At 46.0% G+C, this 19,576-nt stretch carries 18 protein-coding genes; 5 read left to right on the top strand and 13 right to left on the bottom strand.

Annotated elements, in window-relative coordinates:
* Nucleotides 1-2: 2 nt before the first annotated feature.
* The 6 genes from H6A34_RS00160 to H6A34_RS00135 form a co-directional block, all read right to left on the bottom strand.
* Nucleotides 3-2,723: a TraG/VirB4 family ATPase gene (locus tag H6A34_RS00160; protein ID WP_205102709.1), complete on the bottom strand. Its 2,721-nt coding sequence runs from the start codon at nt 2,721-2,723 to the stop codon at nt 3-5.
* Between the two features lie 15 nt (nt 2,724-2,738).
* Nucleotides 2,739-4,253 (bottom strand): hypothetical protein, encoded by a 1,515-nt coding sequence (locus H6A34_RS00155; RefSeq protein ID WP_205102707.1) that lies wholly within the window; start codon nt 4,251-4,253, stop codon nt 2,739-2,741.
* 104 nt (nt 4,254-4,357) lie between these two features.
* The gene (locus tag H6A34_RS00150; RefSeq protein WP_420870781.1) at nt 4,358-4,660 is read right to left on the bottom strand and encodes a DUF4133 domain-containing protein; all 303 of its coding nucleotides are present in this window, start codon (nt 4,658-4,660) and stop codon (nt 4,358-4,360) included.
* 3 nt (nt 4,661-4,663) lie between these two features.
* Nucleotides 4,664-5,032 (bottom strand): DUF4134 domain-containing protein, encoded by a 369-nt coding sequence (locus H6A34_RS00145; protein WP_041584103.1) that lies wholly within the window; start codon nt 5,030-5,032, stop codon nt 4,664-4,666.
* Nucleotides 5,033-5,083: 51 nt separating this feature from the next.
* A complete protein-coding gene (locus tag H6A34_RS00140; RefSeq protein ID WP_301638875.1) occupies nt 5,084-5,404 on the bottom strand; it encodes a DUF4134 family protein in 321 nt (106 codons plus the stop codon).
* 1 nt (nt 5,405) lies between these two features.
* A complete protein-coding gene (locus tag H6A34_RS00135; RefSeq protein ID WP_013619306.1) occupies nt 5,406-5,837 on the bottom strand; it encodes a hypothetical protein in 432 nt (143 codons plus the stop codon).
* Nucleotides 5,838-6,288: 451 nt separating this feature from the next.
* Here H6A34_RS00135 and H6A34_RS00130 point away from each other — a divergent pair, with 451 nt between their 5' ends.
* The gene (locus H6A34_RS00130) at nt 6,289-6,807 is read left to right on the top strand and encodes a hypothetical protein (RefSeq protein WP_205102705.1); all 519 of its coding nucleotides are present in this window, start codon (nt 6,289-6,291) and stop codon (nt 6,805-6,807) included.
* A gap of 135 nt (nt 6,808-6,942) precedes the next feature.
* On the opposite strand, the gene H6A34_RS00125 is transcribed toward H6A34_RS00130, so the two are convergent.
* The 7 genes from H6A34_RS00125 to H6A34_RS00095 form a co-directional block, all read right to left on the bottom strand.
* Nucleotides 6,943-7,866: a nucleotidyl transferase AbiEii/AbiGii toxin family protein gene (locus tag H6A34_RS00125; RefSeq protein ID WP_205102703.1), complete on the bottom strand. Its 924-nt coding sequence runs from the start codon at nt 7,864-7,866 to the stop codon at nt 6,943-6,945.
* Nucleotides 7,859-8,620: a type IV toxin-antitoxin system AbiEi family antitoxin gene (locus H6A34_RS00120; protein WP_205102701.1), complete on the bottom strand. Its 762-nt coding sequence runs from the start codon at nt 8,618-8,620 to the stop codon at nt 7,859-7,861. The genes H6A34_RS00125 and H6A34_RS00120 overlap by 8 nt, the downstream gene beginning before the upstream one ends.
* Before the next feature lie 166 nt (nt 8,621-8,786).
* A complete protein-coding gene (locus H6A34_RS00115) occupies nt 8,787-9,656 on the bottom strand; it encodes a toprim domain-containing protein (protein ID WP_338088569.1) in 870 nt (289 codons plus the stop codon).
* Between the two features lie 63 nt (nt 9,657-9,719).
* Nucleotides 9,720-9,926, bottom strand: a complete 207-nt coding sequence (locus tag H6A34_RS00110; protein ID WP_239480707.1) for a helix-turn-helix domain-containing protein — start codon at nt 9,924-9,926, stop codon at nt 9,720-9,722.
* A gap of 108 nt (nt 9,927-10,034) precedes the next feature.
* On the bottom strand, nt 10,035-12,077 hold the full coding sequence (locus tag H6A34_RS00105; protein WP_087248253.1) for a toprim domain-containing protein: 2,043 nt from the start codon (nt 12,075-12,077) through the stop codon (nt 10,035-10,037).
* Nucleotides 12,074-12,451 carry a helix-turn-helix domain-containing protein gene (locus H6A34_RS00100; protein ID WP_013619299.1) on the bottom strand — a complete coding sequence of 126 codons (378 nt, stop codon included), beginning with the start codon at nt 12,449-12,451 and terminating at the stop codon, nt 12,074-12,076. The genes H6A34_RS00105 and H6A34_RS00100 overlap by 4 nt, the downstream gene beginning before the upstream one ends.
* Nucleotides 12,452-12,466: 15 nt before the next feature.
* On the bottom strand, nt 12,467-12,772 hold the full coding sequence (locus H6A34_RS00095; RefSeq protein ID WP_013619298.1) for a helix-turn-helix domain-containing protein: 306 nt from the start codon (nt 12,770-12,772) through the stop codon (nt 12,467-12,469).
* 321 nt (nt 12,773-13,093) lie between these two features.
* Here H6A34_RS00095 and H6A34_RS00090 point away from each other — a divergent pair, with 321 nt between their 5' ends.
* The 4 genes from H6A34_RS00090 (at nt 13,094) to H6A34_RS00075 (ending at nt 19,050) form a co-directional block, all read left to right on the top strand.
* Nucleotides 13,094-13,339: a helix-turn-helix transcriptional regulator gene (locus H6A34_RS00090; protein WP_013619296.1), complete on the top strand. Its 246-nt coding sequence runs from the start codon at nt 13,094-13,096 to the stop codon at nt 13,337-13,339.
* Nucleotide 13,340: 1 nt separating this feature from the next.
* A complete protein-coding gene (locus H6A34_RS00085; protein WP_205102699.1) occupies nt 13,341-14,666 on the top strand; it encodes an AAA family ATPase in 1,326 nt (441 codons plus the stop codon).
* Nucleotides 14,663-15,400 carry an HNH endonuclease gene (locus H6A34_RS00080; RefSeq protein WP_013619294.1) on the top strand — a complete coding sequence of 246 codons (738 nt, stop codon included), beginning with the start codon at nt 14,663-14,665 and terminating at the stop codon, nt 15,398-15,400. The genes H6A34_RS00085 and H6A34_RS00080 overlap by 4 nt, the downstream gene beginning before the upstream one ends.
* Before the next feature lie 902 nt (nt 15,401-16,302).
* Nucleotides 16,303-19,050, top strand: a complete 2,748-nt coding sequence (locus tag H6A34_RS00075) for an AraC family transcriptional regulator (protein WP_205102697.1) — start codon at nt 16,303-16,305, stop codon at nt 19,048-19,050.
* Nucleotides 19,051-19,576 lie beyond the last annotated feature (526 nt).

Below are 19,576 nucleotides of genomic sequence, written 5' to 3'. Positions count from 1 at the left end.
GATTACTGAATGGTTTTCCGACGGTTCCGTTCCAGATGCAGCACACGGCCTGCCTTGTTCACCTCCTGGGCGAACGCCAAGGACTTGTCGATGCCCGAAAGTTGCCAATCACGGCAATAGGCTTCAATGGCCTCCTGATGGCTGCATCCCAATTCCCGCTTGTAAAGTTTCAGGGCTTCCTTTTCAGCCCGCTCCGTAGTGTAGGTCATGTAGCATTCCCTCGGTTCTTCCACGCCGTACACCTCACTGGCCGTGCCACGACGTATGAACACCTCCCGGAAGAACGAGCGCCCCTCCTTGTTTTCCAAGCGGTTGATGGTGAATATCTTCTTGCACTCCACATCGGTCAGGCCGAGTATCGCCTTAATGCCGTCGAACCGCTCCCGGAACTTGCTTTGGTCGAGCAGCATCACCACATCGGAGTTGTTGATGATGGCCTCCTTCACGATTTCCGACCCGATGATGTCCTGTATCTCCTGCGTCACCACGCCAACGCTTGCCCAGAACTTGCGGGCGGTCTTGTACATGAACTTGATGTACTCGGCCATCAGCGGAGAGGCGATGGCTTTCCACGCTTCCTCAATCACCAAGACTTTGCGCTTCTTTTTCAGGCGCATTTTTTGCAGGAACACGTCCATGATGATGAGCGTCACGATGGGGAAAAGCAACGGGTCATCTTTTATCGCATCGATTTCGAAGACAATGAAAGTTTCATCGAACAGGGTGCCGTCCATTTCCTCGTTCAGCGTCTTTTCGTGGTTGCCGCCTCGGTAAAAGTCCTTCATCATGTAGCGGTAGGTGGAGAGGTCGATGCCCGCAAGGTTGTTCTCGTGGCAGATGTCGGGGATGCGTTGCACGGAGTATTCATAGAACGTGTTGAACGAAAGGCCCTCCACCTTCAGCTCCTTACGGCGGCGTTCTATCTCGTCGATCTCCCTTTCGATGCGGGCCAGCCGTTCCTCTTCCGTTTCCCTGCCATCACGAGAGTTGTTGCGGTCGTCCACCAGCAGGCTCTTGCGCAGGTCTTCCCGCTGGGGAGGGGTGAAGCCGTCAAAACCGTTGAAATAAACGTCATAGTATTCGGTGATTACTTGGTCGATGAGCCTGTCCTCCGTCTTGCTGACCGTGCCCTGGGAGCCTTTCCATATCAGTAGCACAAGGTTTTTCAGGAAACCGGTCTTTTCCACATTCAGTTCTTGGCGGTTGATGCGGAAAGGGTTCATGGTAATCGGCTTCTCCTCCGTATAACTGATGTACTTGCCGTTCAGGTATTCGCACAGTCCCTCGTAGGAGTTACCCGTATCGACCATCACCACGTCCGTGTTTTGTTCGTGCAGCTGGCGCACCACGCTGTTCATGTGGAACGATTTGCCGCTTCCGCTTGGCCCCAAACAAAAGAAATTGGAGTTGTCTGTCAGCTTATTGCGCCCTTCCTTGCCAGTGATGTCAATGGCCACGGGCACGCCTTGACGATCGGTATAGTATATCTTCAATGGGGTGTCCTCGCTGTGCTGGATACGCTCCTTGTACATCAGGCAGGCGGCTGCATCGCCGAGGGTGAGGAAGCGGTCGTAGTCCACGCTCATGCCGTAACAGTTGCCGGGAAACGAAGCCACGAACAGCTCCAGCTGGTTGTACGCCCGCTTGCTGATGTGGATGCCGAGCCTGCCGAAGCTGTTCTCCAAGTAGTTGGTGGGCTTCTGCAGGTCGGTGCCTTTGTCGCAGCACACCATGAGGTTGTAGTGCATATAGACAAGCTGCTTGCTCTCTCTTGCCACCACGTCCTGCACCCGCTTGATGTCCTCCACGGCCATCAGGTTCGAGGGGTTGGGTATGCTGGCATGGCGGTTCTTCTTCTTTTCCAGTGCGGCAAGCTCCTTCTTCTGGCCGGGCATGAAGATCATCTGGTTGTAAACCACCGTCCGTGCGTCGGGGATGCTGTCTATCATCGACACCAAGTCCACTGGCATCTCGGTGTTGTTCACTTCAATGTTGGTGAACGGGCGTACTAATGAGGGCAGGCCCGCGCTGTCCACATCGACAATGGAAAACACCTTGCATTTCCTGCCGCCCATCTCCACGCATTCCTCGCCCGCCTTGAAGCTGTCCATCGCCACGGGCTTGTCTGAGAAGTCCATCGTGAAGTAGTGGTCAACGTAAGTACTTGCTTCTGCCTTGTCCAGAAACTGGGTACGGATGCCTGCGTCGCGCAACTGGTCTTTCACCTTGCGTATCTTCACCAGGAAGTCCTTCCACCGTTTGTCATCATAGGAGAACAGGTTGCCCTTACGGTTCTCCTGCGTCACGGTCAGGTAGGTGCGGTTGTCGGTGTACTGTCTGCCTTTGAAATAGCGGAAATAGGATTCGCTCAGGAACTCGTGTCTGCCGTTGCCTGTTTCCTCGAAGCCCTGCCTCGTGAAGATGTCCTGCTTGTGCAGGGCATAGCCCTCGCCGAGTGTCTGGGCAAGGGCGGTGAATAAACGGGTATATTCATAGTAGCTGTCGATGTCAGCGGAGAACTTCTGCACCGGATTTTCGATGCGCAGGATGGCGGAGTATTCCCCGGTCTTGGTGTAGAGAATGCCGATGCCGTCTACGTCCTCAATGGAGAAATAGATTTCCCGGAACATACGTTTGCGCTTGCAGCCCGTGCCGAATGCCCGGACGGAGATGGCCATGCCCGCCAAAAGTGCCGTGAATGTCAATAGTACGTATAGTGTCATGGGGTCTTCTTCATTTTAGAATAGGTAGAAAAGTCGTAGTTTCGCCTGGGTATACCGCTTAGATAACCTTCCGGTCACGATGCCGTGGGAGAAGTCCATCAGATAGAAGGTCTCCTTGCCGCTTTCGGAGCAAGTGAGGTATTCGCCTTGCAAGGGGGGTATCAGGCCTTTCAGCGTGGAGGGCTTGGCACATTCCAGCAGGTAATAGAGCTTGGCCAATTCACCGAGTGAGGGCACATAACCGCCGGGATGCCGTGCCGTCTCTTGCAGCATGGTTCGCCTGCCCAAAGGAGAATTTCGCTTGGTTTGTCCATCGGCTTCCACCAGTCCTTGCGTGAGGGTTGCCCCATCAGTATAGCCCAAGGCGCAATCGCTCGAATAGGGCATTCCTGGCTTGTAGATGACCTTGTCATCCTCGCCGATGCCGGTGGTCGGATTGATAATGCCTTCTTTTCGTTTCCCGTCAATGGTCGGGAATCGCCTGCCGCTTGAAACGCCGTTTCCGGAGAATACGAACGATCCCGGACAATCAGATAAGGCAACCGCCTTGCCGTGCTTGCCGTCCGTTTCCATGACCACGGCCATGGAAAGAGTGTCACGCTTCGCCTGTATCGTCCCGTCCCTTTGCAGGTAATGCCCCGTTTGCACGGAATCAACCGGCATCATCCGGAATTTATACGCCAGGCTACGCTCCGGCTCCACCCAACTGCCGTTGATGGCCACGCCCTCGTTGCCTTTGCGGATGGAGAGGTGCGTCATGCTTCCTGCCGTTAAGGGTGGCAACATGGTACGCAACACATGGTCTTTGCCGTTGATGCGGATGATGATAGTAACGGAGCAGGCGGTTTCGGTCGGAATCAGGTAAAGGTCATGCTTCCTGCCGTTGTTCAGCAGGCAGTCCGTACTTCCTGCTTGTAGGCTGCCGTTGGCTTTTTTATCGAGCCATCTGCCTGTGTAAGGCTGATAGCCACCTTCAGTATAGATGTCATCCCCGATGAGGGTGATGCCGTCCAACCGGTCACGCAGGTCATCGCCCTCACAGACGATGCGTAGCAATGCCATGGAACTTTGCAGCCTGAATGTCGGTTGGATGGTAGTCCCGATGATGCGGCGGGTTTCCACTCCATAAAGGTTCTCATCGAACGGGGCGATCAGGCGGAGAGTATCGTTTGTCCCTAGTCCTTTTCGGAAAGGATAACAAACGCTGACGGTCGCCGTCGTGTCGGAAGTGAGTGCATGACGGTTTGCCGACACATACACGTCTCCCTTCCGGGTGAACATCGCTCCTGCTAATGCCTGCCTTTCTTCGGGTATGGCAGTGCTTACGTCCATATATACGCCAAGGTGGGGCCATGCAGGGGTTGTTGCCTCCATACCCTCAATGCAGACTTTAATTGGTTTGCGGGCTTTTTGCCACTCCATGCGTGTTTTCTCGCCCGATTCGATGGCGGCAACCGTGGGCTTGGGTTGCCTCTCTCCGCCGCAGGAGGCGAGCAGCAGCCCGATACATATCATTAGAAAGACTTGCATCCGTTCGTTGTTTTGTATGGTTATTTAATCATTTCCGTATTTGCTGTTTTTATGGAGTAATATCATATCCCGCATCAAGGCCGCTTTAATCTTGGCATGGGCGTTTACAGTCCTTTGGAGCGGGCATAGACAAACACACCTTTGTCGTTCTTCTTGCTGTGAAGCCCCTTGCGCTGTTTGAGCAGGATGAGTGCCGCGCCGCAGCCAAGTGCGGCCACCAAGACTATCAGCCCGGCAAAGAAACCGGAGAGGCAGTAAGCCACGATGAATCCGACAATGGCACCACCGATGGCCCCTGCCGCCCAGTAGATGTACCTTCCCTGAATCCCCATGAATTCAAGAGGCCGTTGCAGCCCCTTGAACATGGGGTATTCCAAAGGACGGGTGTCACCGTGCATTCCGGGCATGGCTTAGCTGGTGATGCCGAAGAACAACGGGAGTGCCTGGGCTGCTGCCACAAGGAAGATACAAGCACCCACAATCATCATGATGGACTTCTTGACATCCTGTTCCTCGTTGTTCATCTTGATGTACACGCTGATGGCTCCCACGATGGCCACGACACCGGCGATGGCGTAACACAGCTTCACCACGTAAGGCACGTACTTGGCGATTTCGGTCGTCACCGTGCCGAGGGCGGTGGTGCCCGCCGTATAGTCGCCGGCGGCGTTCTGGGCGAGTGCTGCTGTGGTGCCTGCTAGCAGCATGAGAGAGAGCATTTTCAATCTCCCGGAAGGGCAAAGTCCCTTCATCCACTTTCTGATTTTTCCTTTAAACATTCTTTTTACCTTAAAAATTAAACACTATGTGAATTGTCTCGTTTCTTCCTGTCATACCCGGTAGCCGAAGAACGCCGGGAACACGATGGATGCGCCGATGATGAACAGGCAAGCACCGACTACCATCATTATCTCCCTCGTGATGCCTTCCTCCCTCGTATTCATTTTGATGTAGATTTGCAGGCTGGCATAGATGGCGACGATGGCGGCAATGGCGTAGAGCAGGTAGAGCACATACAGCATCATGGTCACCACGTAATCATGCATAAGAGCCAATGCGTCAGCACCCCAGCTATAATCCACGCCACCGCATTTGGCCGAGGCTGGCAAAGCCGTGCACACGCCAAACAACAAGCCTGTCCACCTGCGCATCTTACAACTCATTTCTTGTTATCTTCATGGGGGTTTTGAACAGGGTCTCCCGCCTGCCCTCCAACAATTCGTGGAGTTCGGGAGCGGTCACGCCGTTCTCGCTCGTTATCTCGGCTTCATACAGGGCCGACTGGATGCGGTCCGCTTTTTCTTCGGCTGCACTCCGTGGCTCTTCGGTCGGCTGCCCGGCAGCATTTTCTTCCTCACTTTTTATCGGGTCGGCCGACGTATCTCCTGAACTGCCCACATGGAAGCTGTCACCTGATTCGCTGACTTGCACGGATTCCTCTTCCTCCATGCCTTCCAAGTCAAACACCTCCTCGGTAGAGTTTGTGCGTCCTTTTTTGCCCTGCAAGTCCTTGGCAATGACCACCGCATAATAAATAGCGTAGGCTATTGTCAGCACGAAGGCAAATATCATAAATGGACTCATTGCTTTGTCTGGTTTATAGGTTTACAATCTCGTTTTGCCTGCAAAAGAATAATGGAAAAGCCGTCTTGCGAAACCTCAGACTGAAATACTGTGCTGCTTTAACTTGATTTTTCTTCGGACGGAGAAATCATACTGTCAATCATACTTTGACAACCTTGCTAAAGGCAGTTATACCTGCTTCGGCTGTTCTGTTGTACTTGCCTGACCATCGAAGTATATCTTCTCCGGGCAACGAAACGCACTGGCTGTCCACGGCCGTTGTTTTTCCTGTGCGAAGGTAAGGCGGTCGGGAAGCTGCAAGGCGCAGTTCCGGGAGGGCGGCCAGCTTCCTCCTTGCATTCGTTCCCTCCTTTCCGCCTTGGCTCTTGCACGTAAAAACAAGTCCCTTTGGACGGGTAAAAGCCCGACGGCAGGGAAGGAAGAAGAAGTCTAACATTAAATTATCAAAACGATGAAACAGATTATTTGGTCAAACGACAGCTTTATGGACGACGAGGCACGGGAGTATTACCAAGACTGCCAACGCGAGTTCTTGGAGGATGACAGCTATGTGGTTACGGATGAGGAATGGGAGGATGTGGTCAACGGCTGGCTCAGTGACGAGCGGCTCAACTTGAATAAAGAAGTGGACGGCGTTATCATTGCGTTTGGCGACTTGGGCTTGTGGCGCGGACGCAGACAGGGCTATAAAATCTTGGGCAGCAACGTCGCCGACATACTGCGTTCATCCTGTTTTGACGTGGAATGGTATGGTGACGGCTACAATATCCGCAGCCGCATGGCGCACCACGACGGCACGAACTATGTGCTTTACCGGGTGGCGAAAAGCCGGGAGAATGCCGAACGGATAGCCGACAAAATCTACAACCTTGAGATTGACGAGAAAGGCTTCCGCAAGCTCACACATTCTCTCTATCCCTACGTTGCCGATGTCTACGGCTGGAAAGTCAGGTGGCGTAAACCGGCATAAGGACTGAAAACAAGGAAGGACAGCCGTTCCCCGATGTGATAGGGCGGTTGTCCTTCCTTGCGATAATTGGCAAGCCAAAGCTTGCTTATACCTTTTATTATTTGTCTAACCTGTTATAAGCAGCTTGCTGATAAACTACTCTACAACAAGAAGTGCTTCAAGCTTTGCCGCTTCGTCTTTCAATTTTTGGGGATTCTGTTTTGCCAACTTAGCAAGATTAACAAGTTTCCATTTAACAGACGGGTAATCTTTGAAGTATTCAAACTCATACCCATTCCATTTCGGTTCGCCAAGTTCGAAACTGACCAAAAATCTCTTGTCATCATCAGTCATCAACCGGTTGACTTCGGTTATCAGTTTAGTCCTTGTTCCCTCAAATTCCTCGTATGTGAAAGGAATGTCCGTCATGCCATCAAATTGGTTTACCATTGCCTCACGTTGGTCTATAAGCCGCGGGGAAAACGATTCATGGATAGGACGGTCGCTGCCAAGCAAGTTAAAGATAAGTCCTTCCCTGCAATCTGCCATCGGCAAATCCATATATTTCACATCAAACAGGTCACGGGGATGTTGCCGGGAAAGAGCCGCCGCAATCTTCCCGCCGTATAGCTGTGTCAGTGGAACTATGTCAGCCTCGCAGTAGAGTCCGAACTCCTCTTGTGCCTTGTCGCTCAGTGGCATGGTTAATGCTTCGCCACCGACAAGACCTCTCTTGGTCTGGTTCACCTCCACCTTGACTTGTTTGCCCCGGTATTCGCAAAGTAGTTTGCAGATGTCGTACTTAGGCACGATGTGCATCCCTTTGAAAGCCTTTTCAGCTTTCTCTTTGATGGATTTCAAGTGCAGGTTGATGTCTTCCAAACTTTGGTTTCTGTCTGCTAATGGAGTATATGTCAGGTCTATATCAACCGAATAGCGAGGTAAGTTCTTAAGAAATAGGTTGATGGCAGTGCCACCATGCACGGCAAATACGCCCTCTTCCATGACAATTGGCATCAGTCGCAACAGAAGTTCCACTTTCTGAGCGTATATCTGTGTATTGGCGTTGTTTCTATTCATATTCAGCAAGTTCTTTGGGTATGGTCATATTATATTTTGCGATGTATTTTCCAGTGGGCACTATCATATATCGTGATGTGCCCAATGTTACAGAATCAAGTTTTAGAGCCTTGAACCAAGGGTGGGCCGCTTTTTCTGCCATATAGACAAACAGTCGTTTTACCTTTTGCGAAGTGCATGATTCAAGCAACGATTGCACCAGTTTAGGGCGAAGCGTGGTCAGGCTCTCCATGATGTAATACATATCCAGCAAGGAGGAAGCTGCATCTGGCAGATGAAGACATTCCAAGAATGCCCTTTCAGGGGAAGAAACGAGCAAACTGTTACTTTCAACAACCATTGGTTCGACTGCCTTCAAGTCTGTTCCAAGGAAAGAGGTTGTCATGTACTTGACAGCCATGTCCCAATTCCCTTGAACAATCCATAAGGGCAGTTTGTTTTCCTTGTCGGTAAACAGGTAGGCTTTAGGTTTGCCGAGGGAAAGATAATGTGAATACCCCCTTAATTCCAAAGCGGTATAAGCGCCCACGATGCACTGTTTACCAAGTTGCGAATTGTAAGCCGCCACCGTTTGCAGCAATGTGGGCGATTTGCCTTTCAAAGCATAAACGCCTTTGGATATACGAGTGAGCCAACCCCTCTTCATGTACGAATGTTGCTCCTTGGAGTTAAGTCCCTGTTTCGTGAGCCAATTCCCGAAAAACAATGAACTATTTGGATGCGATTCCAATATTTGCTGTATTTTTGTTGCCATATTCGCCTTTATTATGAATTTGACGATATTTCCCATGCAAAAATACTGCATCCATCCCGAACTGCCAAATATTCCATGGCAATTCTTTGTGATTCTTGCGGAATATTTTCATTCAAATTCGCATAAATAAGGAATTGCAGACTCTGTAATAAGCAAATCCGTATTATTACGGCATCTTTTTCTTACCAACAAGGATGTCATTGAGGTCTTTGTAGAGCGGGTAGGTTTCCATCATGTCATGCACGGCATCGCCTTTGATTTCCCGTAGCATGTCCACCACACGCCGTCCGGCATCGTCATTGTCGAGATAGCAATAGATGTGCTTGTAGGTTTTCAGCCGTGACAATGCCTTGGGCAAGTTGTTTGCCAAGTTCAACACCAACAGGTCTGCGCCATAACAGGGTACGGACAACCGTTCCCGTTTCCGCAAGGTCAGAAAGGACAAATAGTCCATGAACCCTTCGAACAGGCATACGCAGTCTGTTTGTCCTTGGGAAATGAATGACACCGCTTTCGGAGCAATGCACCCCTTATAATAGGGATTGCGTATCTCGTAGCCTCCCGCCTCGTTGGGGAATGCAATGGCATAGTAACTATTTCCATGGCAGGTGTAATGCGCTTCCCAACATTCTTGACTGGCTATTTCCATATCTATGCCTCGTTTGGAAAGGTAGGAAAGCAATGGTAAGGATTCCAACAATTCCAACCGCAGGTTTTGGAATACGGTTGCTTTCAGTTGCGTCCTATCAGGAGCTGATTGTTGCGGATGCGGAACGAATGTCCGTATCCTGAGAGGTGCAGCAGGAGCAGCCTGCTCAATCATTTTTAATATTTTAGGAATGTTGTGGGTGCGGTACACCAATACCGCAAGGTCGATAATGTCGCCGCTCTTGGCTGTAGCGAAGTCATACCATATATTGCGGTTCTTGTTTACTTTGAAGGACAGATCTTCGTCCTCTCGGTATGGTGCGTAGTACCATGCGTAACATGATGTTACCTTGACCGGATAAATCCCTATTGCCAATAAAAAATCCACAATTGGAATTTGTCGGATCAATTTAATGTTCATCCGCTTTATGATAGGCATTTCTGTTCAATTTTAGATTTCCATCGCTAATTCAATGCTTCTTTTGTTACTGCACAACCAACTGTCGAGCTCTTTTCGGTTAAAGAATATCAACTTTCCATGGGGCTTATAATGAGGAACTTCTTTTCCATTCAACAGTTTATATAATTGACTGCTTGAAAGTCCTGTATAAAGGCAGGCTTCCTTAAAGTTTAAGGTTTCCTTTGAATAAGAAAGCATCCGTTCTAACCTGTCTATCTGTGACTGTATGGCACATAATCTTAAGAAACAAGAAGAACAATTTGGTGAATTTGTATGACTTTTGCTTTGTCCCATAATTTCAAATTCTTAAATATTACAGAGTTTACCTGCAATATAATTATTGTACGTATTTTGGCTGATTATTCCATTAGATTTCATGTATTGAATATAATTTTTTGATGTACGCTCTTTGACATCCAACATCTCACACAACAATTCTGATAATTCACTGTATGACAGGGATTTTCTTGTGTAGAATATTTCTTTGGCAACATTGATTAAATCGTTGCGTTTACGACGCTCCTTATCTTCAACGGGTTTTTCTCCTGCAAAAATGTGCATGTCTTTATCCGTATCCCACGAGAACTGCAACAAAGGAACATCCAGTGGGCTTCCATCACGTACTTTTATAGCCTTCACTACCGAATAAACAGGATTATCATCTTTCTCTATGGAAATAATTGCAGCTGCCTTACGTTGGAGTTCCGATCCGATATGCCCTCGTAATTTGATCCCGTTCGGTACAAAATGCAACACACAGATAATACAGGTGCGGTAGATGCCTGCTAAACGATAAAGCTCGTCTACAATGGCGACGCTCTCAGCTTCGTCGTTTGCAGAACGTATCAGATCAGCTATGCCATCAATGACCACAAGGTGGATACCACCGAACCTATGGTAATACAAATCCATACTATCCCTTATTATATCCAACCGTTCTTTTCTGGAAAGAGAGGCAAGATAGAATGAATGATAACTGTCGGGCATATGGGACAAACCACTTCTTTTCAAGGTTTTTGTCATATTCTTATATAGCTGGTATTCTGATTGTTCCGTGTCATAATGCAGGATTGCTTTGTGCTTGAAATTCGGAGTGATGTCAAGTCCCAATGTGTCAATCTCAGAATATTCGTCTACCTCTATCAGGGTTCCTGCAATGATCGCTGAAATAAAATTGCTTTTGCCTGTACCTTCTCCACCCGTAACGCATAATAGATTGTCATAGGTACCAAGTGGAACATTGTTGACTGAGACTACAGTTTTTGAATTTTGCGGGGGATTGTTATAATCCATTTCACATGATTTTATTAGCATGAGTGTATTTGAATAATATTTTTCAAGCGCACCCGTTATTAATGCCTGGAGGTCTGATTTTGTTTTGCCGGATGCGAAAAAATCTGAAATGTCTTTCTCCTTTTTAGTTCCGGGTAAAGGCAGTTCGATCCTTATGACATTATGCCCTGATAATGTTGAGCATTGTCGCAAAGATTCTCTTTTACCCGTTTCGTCAGAATCATACAAGAATATGATATGCCTGAACTTTCTCTCTAACATTTCTATGATTTGTATAGGTATTGTAGCTGTTTCACTATTGAAGCACAAAGCATGGAATCCCTTCGCATACAAAGACATTACATCTTTCTCACCACCCGTAATAAAAACGATGTCACCTTTATTGGGCAATTGTTCAAAGCCAAAGCAATAGGTATCTGGCATTTCTCCGCCATATAGGAAACGGTATTTCTTGTTCATTGGGCGGTATATCTTGACGTACCCTAATCCCTTATATGCAAAAACAGGGTCTATTTCGGAACTTTTGATTTTGAAAGGTTCGTTATTCCTGTTCACGCTTTTGAATACATTGACCGATGATACATGAAAAGTGTCCAAAACAACTTTAGTAATGCCGTATTGTTGCCAATATTCCAATTCGGAACATGTGAAGGTCTTCTCTACAATTTCATATATTGGGACGTCCACCTCAATGATTTGTATCGTGGCTTCTTTATTACGCCTTATCGGATGAAGGGATTGTTTTGAATCTGTAACAACATCCAGATGAAGGTCTTTTGCTATCAGATTAATTATACTTACAAAGTCCGTCTTTAAATTCATCCCTTTCAATGTAGCCACAAACCAAAAACAATCTCCGGAATAGCCTTCATTGCCAAAGTCTTTCATCTTAAACATCATCGAATGCTTGTCAAAATAGATGTTACACGAAGCGTTTTTATCTTCATATAGGGGATTCCTAAAGTTTTTTCCGGGCTTGAAGGGCATTCCTAAATAGTATTTGAATACATCCAACCCTCGGTTAGTCCTCTCAAGTATCTCGTCTTTGCTTATCATTTCGTTTTATCTTTAGTGACATAGCCGTTCAGAATCACATTGTCTTTAAACTCCATGAGCCTTTTCAAGGCTTCTTCTTTAGGCGTAGCTGGAACCTTGACTTGGTAACATTTTATGGCGACGAAAAGAGATTTGTAGTAATATCTCACATCACCCGAATTAGCGTAGTGATACTTTACCAACCCGTTTTTCCGCCACCTGTACAGGGTGGATTCTGATATTCGCAAGACCTCCATTACATCTTTGCTGCTCATTTCCAAAGCATCGTCAATATCCTTGTTCAACTCCACAGTTCGCTCAATATAGCTTTCTATTCTATCCAATTGCTCTTTCAATTTCAGAAAGGCTGCACTGTCAATTGTGATAACTTCCATATTTATAAGTTTTTATTATTTCTTTTGCATGGAAACTAGAACTTTTTCCAATTTTTGTAGCTCTTCAATGCGTTGTACACCTATCTGAATAGTCACAGAATAAGTGTAGGCTGTGGGGCTTGCATCTCCTGCAAATAATTCAGCAATGGACATCTCCAACACTTTGCAATACTTTTCTATAATGCATAGTTTTACATTGCCTGCATCGCTCTCAACCCTGGATACAGTCGAAGGCGAAACATCCAGTTGTTCAGCCACATACTCTTGCGAATAGTTCTTTTCTTCACGTTTCCTTTTCAGTTTTGCACCGATATTGTCCATATTTTACAAATTTAGTGGCACCTGCAATTGGTTGTATTGCACAATATGCAAACATTTGCAGAGTACGCACCAAACCTTTCAACAGGTGCAAGTTTAATATATATGTAGGAAGATAATAAATACAAGTGAGAACCAGCTGCATGAATATGAATGGGATGTTGCATGGATTCTTATTCATACAGATGATGAATAATTTTTATTGTAGTTAATTTCCTCTTTCATAATAATGGACTAAAACGCTAATTTATCAGCAAAATTACTATATCTCATGCCAAAGTTACATATATTTTTATACCTTTGCATAATAATCCACAACATCCTATGGTAGATAAAGATATAAACAGATTAAAAGTAGTGCTTGCGGAAAAAAAACGTACTGCTAAATGGTTGGCCGTAATGCTCGGCAAAGACCCTACAACAGTTAGTAAATGGTGTACGAATAAATCCCAACCATCTTTGGAGATGCTCATGAGAATAGCTGAAGTGCTACAAGTAGACGTTAAGGATTTATTAGTCTCCAATATTCCTTCAAGGGCAGAAAAAGTAATCATCATACAAAATTCATAATATGAGGATAAAGGACATAACAATAAGGAACTTTCGTGGTTTTACAGAACGATCTTTCATTTTTGATTCAAGAATGAATGTTGTTTTAGGAAATAATACAACAGGTAAGACCACGTTACTTCATGCCGTGCAAATAGCATTGGGCGCTTTTTTGCAAGAGTTGACTCTCGTCACCGGCTGTGCCAGAAACACGAAAGATAGCGATGTCGTAAGGAAATACAGTGAATTGACTAAAAGTTTTCAAAAACAGCAGGCGAAACCAGTTTTTGAAGTAAATGCTTGCTTCATTGATGGAAACTACAATTTCACATCAAAGGAATACTCCTGCCAAGAAAAGGACATCAAATGGCTTAGACTTGGTCCCAAAAATTCTCGTAAAAATGCTGGGGAATTGAAAGATATGGTGGCTAATATGGAACAGAAACGACGTGATGCTGACATAACAAAAACAACATCGGTATTACCGTTAATGATATCATTCGGTGCTTCCCGTCTTGAGAACAACTATAATGGGGCAGAAAAAACAAAAGCACGTGCTTCGAGGGAAGAAAAGGCATATAAATGTGCGTTGGATGAAAAAGTGGACTTCAAAAGTGCATTTGACTGGATTTATAGATTTGATAAGGAACTGGATAAAGGGCGTGAATTTGCAGGGTCTGACATTGCCTTTCTGAATGCGTTATCTGATGCCATACCTACATTAAAAGTAATTGAGATTGACCGGAAAAACAATGAGTTTACTGCCGAAATACAGATGGCAAAAGATCCACAACCCTACTGGCTCACGTATGACATGATGAGCGACGGTTTTAAGTCGATGATAAACATCGTCGCAGAAATCGCCTATCGGTGTATTGAACTCAATGGTTTTTTAGGTGTAGACGCGGTAAAAAAGACACCGGGAATTGTCTTGATAGACGAGGTGGACTTGTATTTACATCCTCATTGGCAAAAGCACATCCTCTTGGATTTGCAGACCGCATTTCCAATGATGCAGTTTATTGTGACTACTCACTCGCCGTTTATCGTGCAAAGTGTGAAAAGCCAGAATGTAATTACTTTGGACGGGGTAAAGGGTATTGATGACCCGAACAAACGGAGTATTGAGGAGATCGTTATAAACGAGATGAATATGGATACTGTCAGAAGTGCCAAATACAATGAAATGGTAGAAAAAGCGGAAGAATACTACCGGCTTGTGAAGGAAGAAAAGGCAGACACGCCAGATGCTCTAAAGGTCAAGAAAGAGTTGGATGAGATAGAAAGCCTGTTTTCTGACGACCCGGCTTATGTGGCACTTCTTAGAGCAGAAAGGAATGTGTTATGAGGCCTGTTGAGAAATGGAATCCTGAGAATGAGCCACGCATCAATGATAATTATCCCAATTATAAAGATGCAAAGCACCCTTTATGCATGAACTTGGGAACGATATGTTCTTATTGCGAAAAAGCTTATGACGATGAACGGGACTTGCAGGTTGAACATATCCAACCTAAAAAATACAAAGATGCTGATGGCAACTATATCTATGCCCATCTTGAAACCGCATGGAGTAATTTCTTGCTTTCCTGTCCAACTTGCAACGGAGCAGACAACAAAGACACAAAAAACGTTGTGTATGGAAGTTGCCACTTGCCACACCTCAACAACACTTTTCTGAGCCTTTGCTATAAAGCAGGAGGCGTGGTAGAAGTTAATCCTTCTTTAAGCGGAAAATCAGCGAACAATGCCCGTGCGTTGCTTGAGCTTGTGGGACTAAATAAAGGACCGAAAGATTCAAGTGCGAAAGACTATCGATGGAGGATAAGGTTGGAAAAATGGAACTTGGCAAACATATATCTGGAAAAATATATAGCTGGATCAATTGATGTTTATACGATTGTCGATTTAGTCAAGGGGCATGGTTGCTGGTCTATATGGTTTACTGTATTTAAAGGACATGATGAGGTACGGAAAGCCCTTATAGAAGAGTTTCCAGGCACAGCAGCTTCTTGCTTTGACGCACAAAACCATTTTGAACCAATCTGTCGGAATCCACTGGATGACGAGGATCCTGTATAATTCTTAATGCTAGTTAAAGCGATATAGACAACATCCAATGGTTCCCTTATTCACCCTTAGTGCATGGTGCAAGCCTCCTTATATAAGGGGCTTGCACCATGCACTAAAAGTGTAGCAGAAATAATCCTAAAAAATTTATTTTCAAACATTTGGAGATTAGTTCGAAAATAACTACTTTTGTACCCGAAAGAAGTGACGATAGAGGTCGTCAGATGGACTTCAGGAAGCATTCAATGCTGTGCTACAAGATTGCTACAAAACGCCAATACGGTGTAACGCAAAAGCGTAATATACAGAGAGTTAGGGTAAAGGTTCATTACCCTCTCTCTCCGCTTGAGCCTAAAGACATTAGGTTGAAAATTACAGAAAGAGTCCCGTAAAATCAACATTTTACGGGACTCTTTCTTTTGGTGTTTTGCCTTGATATTACGTTGCGACTCCATTCAATCTGTAACTTTTCCTATATTTATTTGATTTTCATCCGAAAACGTTGTAATTTTGTAGCAGATTCGTAATCTGGAATGAATAAGAACAAAAACATTAAACGTGATACATATTTTAATAACTTGATCATCAGACGAGATAACTGAGTGGGCAGAATCATTCAAATAGATTGTCGTTGACTGCGATGGGATAATGCCTTATTCAGATGACAATGAGATGTGTTTCACAGAAATGTTTGATTTTTTGCTTAAGGGCGATTGGCAGAAATCAGGCGTGACATAACTATTCGTGAAAACCATGAAAATAATGAACTTCTTTTGGAAAAACAGGACATTTTTACCCCCCCCCCCTTCCTGGTTAGAGAAGATGTAAATGCTTTTCATGACAAGCTACATCAAAGCGGCTGGGGCAGACTTAGGGCCGCAAAAACATACCTTATATTAATAATAAGCATTATAATGCCGCAGTTACCTGCTGTTGCGGCAGCTTTACATGTAAACGACTTTACGTTCTCTCATCTGGGCCTGACAGATGGATTAAACAGCCAACGCATCTTTTCGCTTAAACAAACGGAGGATGGAGCCGTGTGGTTGACGACACAGAGTTTTGTGGCCCGATACAACGGGGTCAGCATAGAGAACTTTAATTTGGAGGGTAATACCGGTGAGTATAACTGTTTTGTCCAATCGGCCGACAACAGTGTGTTGCAAGTGTTTGATGCCGGTGGACGCATATATGAATATAATCCGGAGCAAAACCATTTTGATGTTGTAGCTGACGTTGCTGTCTTTTTCAAGCATGACAACCAGCTCAACGATGTGTATAAGGACGGCGACATTTACTGGCTGGCAATGAGCGATGGCGTTTATATGCTCCGTAATGGAAAGATTGTCACGGTAGGTTCAAAGATATATGCAAGTTGCATCATCCGCGGGCCGAAAGGCATTTTGCTCTTTGGCACACGTCAGGGTGTAAAGTCATTGAGCCGTAATCACAAGGCTCTTATTTCTTATTTGCCGTATGACGTCGTAAGTGGGCACTATGACGCGGACACCAAACAACTTTGGCTTGGCACATACGAGCAGGGGCTTATAATTGCAGACGGAAAAGGTGTGTGCACATCAATGGACGGAATACCTCATCATCCCGTTCGCAGCATTGTCGACTATGACAGTAATACGATGCTGGTGGGGGTTGACGGCTTCGGCGTGTATCAGGCTTCACGCTTATCCTCAGCTAAAAATAAAGCCTCACTGCTGTTCAATGCCAATGAGGGAGAGCATGGCGTGCTTCACGGCAATGGCATTTACGCAGTGCTTGTTGATGCCTGGAAAGACATATTCATAGGTTCTTATTCGGGAGGCATAGACATTGCGCGGCCCGTCGGTAACGCCGTTACCGTTTATATGCATCAGCCGAATAAGCCGACATTGGTTAACGACCATGTCAACTGTGTGGCACAGCTGTCACCATCGACTTTGGCGATGGGTACTGACGGCGGTATCAGTGTATTAAACACCACCACAGGTGAGTGGCGTCATATTGCGCGGAACATCGTAGTGCTTTCGTTGTGTCCCAAGCAGGACAGCGGAGGGCTTTTGGCTGCAACTTATGGCAACGGCGTGTGTGAAATCAGCACCAACGGAGAGGTAAGGGAGTTGTATGGTACTGACGTTCTGGAAGACAGCCATATCCAGGATTTGTTGTTTGACAGGAATGGCCATCTTTGGATTGGTTGCCAAGATACACGACTTGTTGAAGTAGTACAAGGAAAATTCCTATATTACCCTGTGGAAAACGTGGAGTCTCTTGCCCTCTTGCCCGACGGCCGTATAGCGGCGGGTACAATAAACGGGCTCTTTATTGTGACTCCGGGTCAGAAAGCGGTAAAGGAACTGCCTTATTCCCCGTCATCAACCGACCAAGTTAACCGTTATGTGCTTGACCTCTTTATTTATGATGAACGCTACATAAATATCGCCACTAATGGCGGAGGACTGTATGTGTATGACCTCCGCACGGGGAAATGCCGGCAGTTTACCATGAAAAACGGCCTGCCTTCAAACGTCGTCACAAGCGTCACGCAAGACGAACTCGGACGCCTGTGGTTCGCTACTGACAGGGGATTGTCGTTCGCATACCCTGGCAGTCTTGACAAAATCATTTCAGTAAACTATCATTATGGAGCCCAACGCGAGTATTCACAGGGCGCAGCCTTCAATTTACAAGACGGAAAACTCCTTTTCGGGAGCGTAGAAGGTGCTGTCGTCATAGACCCGCACTACGTGCAGGAACACAATTACACGGCCAAATTGCGTTTCAAGGGAATTAGTTGCAATGATGATTCTGTAGAGTTCAACGGGCAAGTGGCCAAAATGTTGGGTGAAAGGAAACTGAAACTGTCATACCAACAGCGTACATTTGAGTTGTATATTGAAAGCATAAACTTGCGCTACCAATTTGATATTGCTTATCAATACAAGGTCGGGGATGGCAGTTGGAGCCAGCTCTCGACACAGCAATACATCAGGTTCGTCAATCTTGAGCCTGGCACACACCCTCTTACTGTCCGCGCGGTAAGCAAAGCCAACCGCATTGTACTTGATGAACAGAAGCTTACAATCATTATCGGCAGGCCTTGGTGGAATTCGTGGTGGATGTGGTGTGTCTACATCGCTTTAATCGCATTGCTGTTCTACGGGGCTTTATGGACATACGGCCAGCACACCCGGTATATGCGCTTTGTGGTAAACTCTGTGGGCAGCGGCAATGAAAAAGATTTGCAGGCTTCACTGCCTGAGCAAAAACAAGATAAGGCCGTGCAGCTTATTTCTGCAAATAAGGAGCTGCAACTTGACGGAAACAAAGACGACGCCGCCGCAACTGCCGAGAAAGAAAATACGGCTTTCGTTGACATTGTGACAAAACTTATTCTCGACAACATCTCTGATTCAGGCTTCACTATTGACCGCTTGTGCAAGGAAATGGCGATGAGCCGCACAATGTTTTATGTCAAGCTGAAGTCATACACGGGAAAATCTCCTCAGGAGTTTATCCGTATAGTGCGTCTTGAACGTGCTGCAGTCCTGCTGCGCTCCGGGCACAAAGTGGGTAATGTGGCCGAGGAAGTAGGCTTTGATAACGCTAAATATTTCAGCACGGCATTCAAGAAATATTTTGGCGTCTCTCCGTCAAAATACAGGTAAAATAATGTCTGACTAAATAATTGCAGTTAGTTTCACCCCTATATCAAGACACCTTCTTCAGATGAGGAAGGTGTCTTTTTTTATATGCCCTGCTACTAACTAAAACTGCGCTCAGCGATTAACTTTTTTATGTTAAAGGCTGTGACGGCGGTCATGTTGGTTAACCATTTGATATACAATGAGTTGCAAAAAACTCGGTCTTAACTTGCGAAACAGCGCCTTTTACGGTCTGAAACGGCTCGTTTCGCGAGCTAAAACAGGCCGTTTTGCAGCGCGAAATGCCACATATTGAGAATCAAGGAGATTGAGAACGTTCTTTGTCGCATATTTGCACGTCTGGGCAGATTTCGGACATTCTTTATATTTGTTTCACGAATACAGGATGCGGTTCGGCAATGTCAAGTTAAAAAACAAAGTTTTTTAACTTGACATTGCCGAACCTTTCACCGTATTTAACGGTCCGATTGCTCTGTCTCCCGTAATAAAAAGGTTTGATTTCTCGTGAAATAAGGTTCGTTTCCTGACG

Origin of the sequence: Marseilla massiliensis (assembly GCF_016899855.1) — a bacterium.
Taxonomy (GTDB): domain Bacteria; phylum Bacteroidota; class Bacteroidia; order Bacteroidales; family Bacteroidaceae; genus Prevotella.
This window is presented reverse-complemented; position numbering and strand designations above follow the sequence as displayed.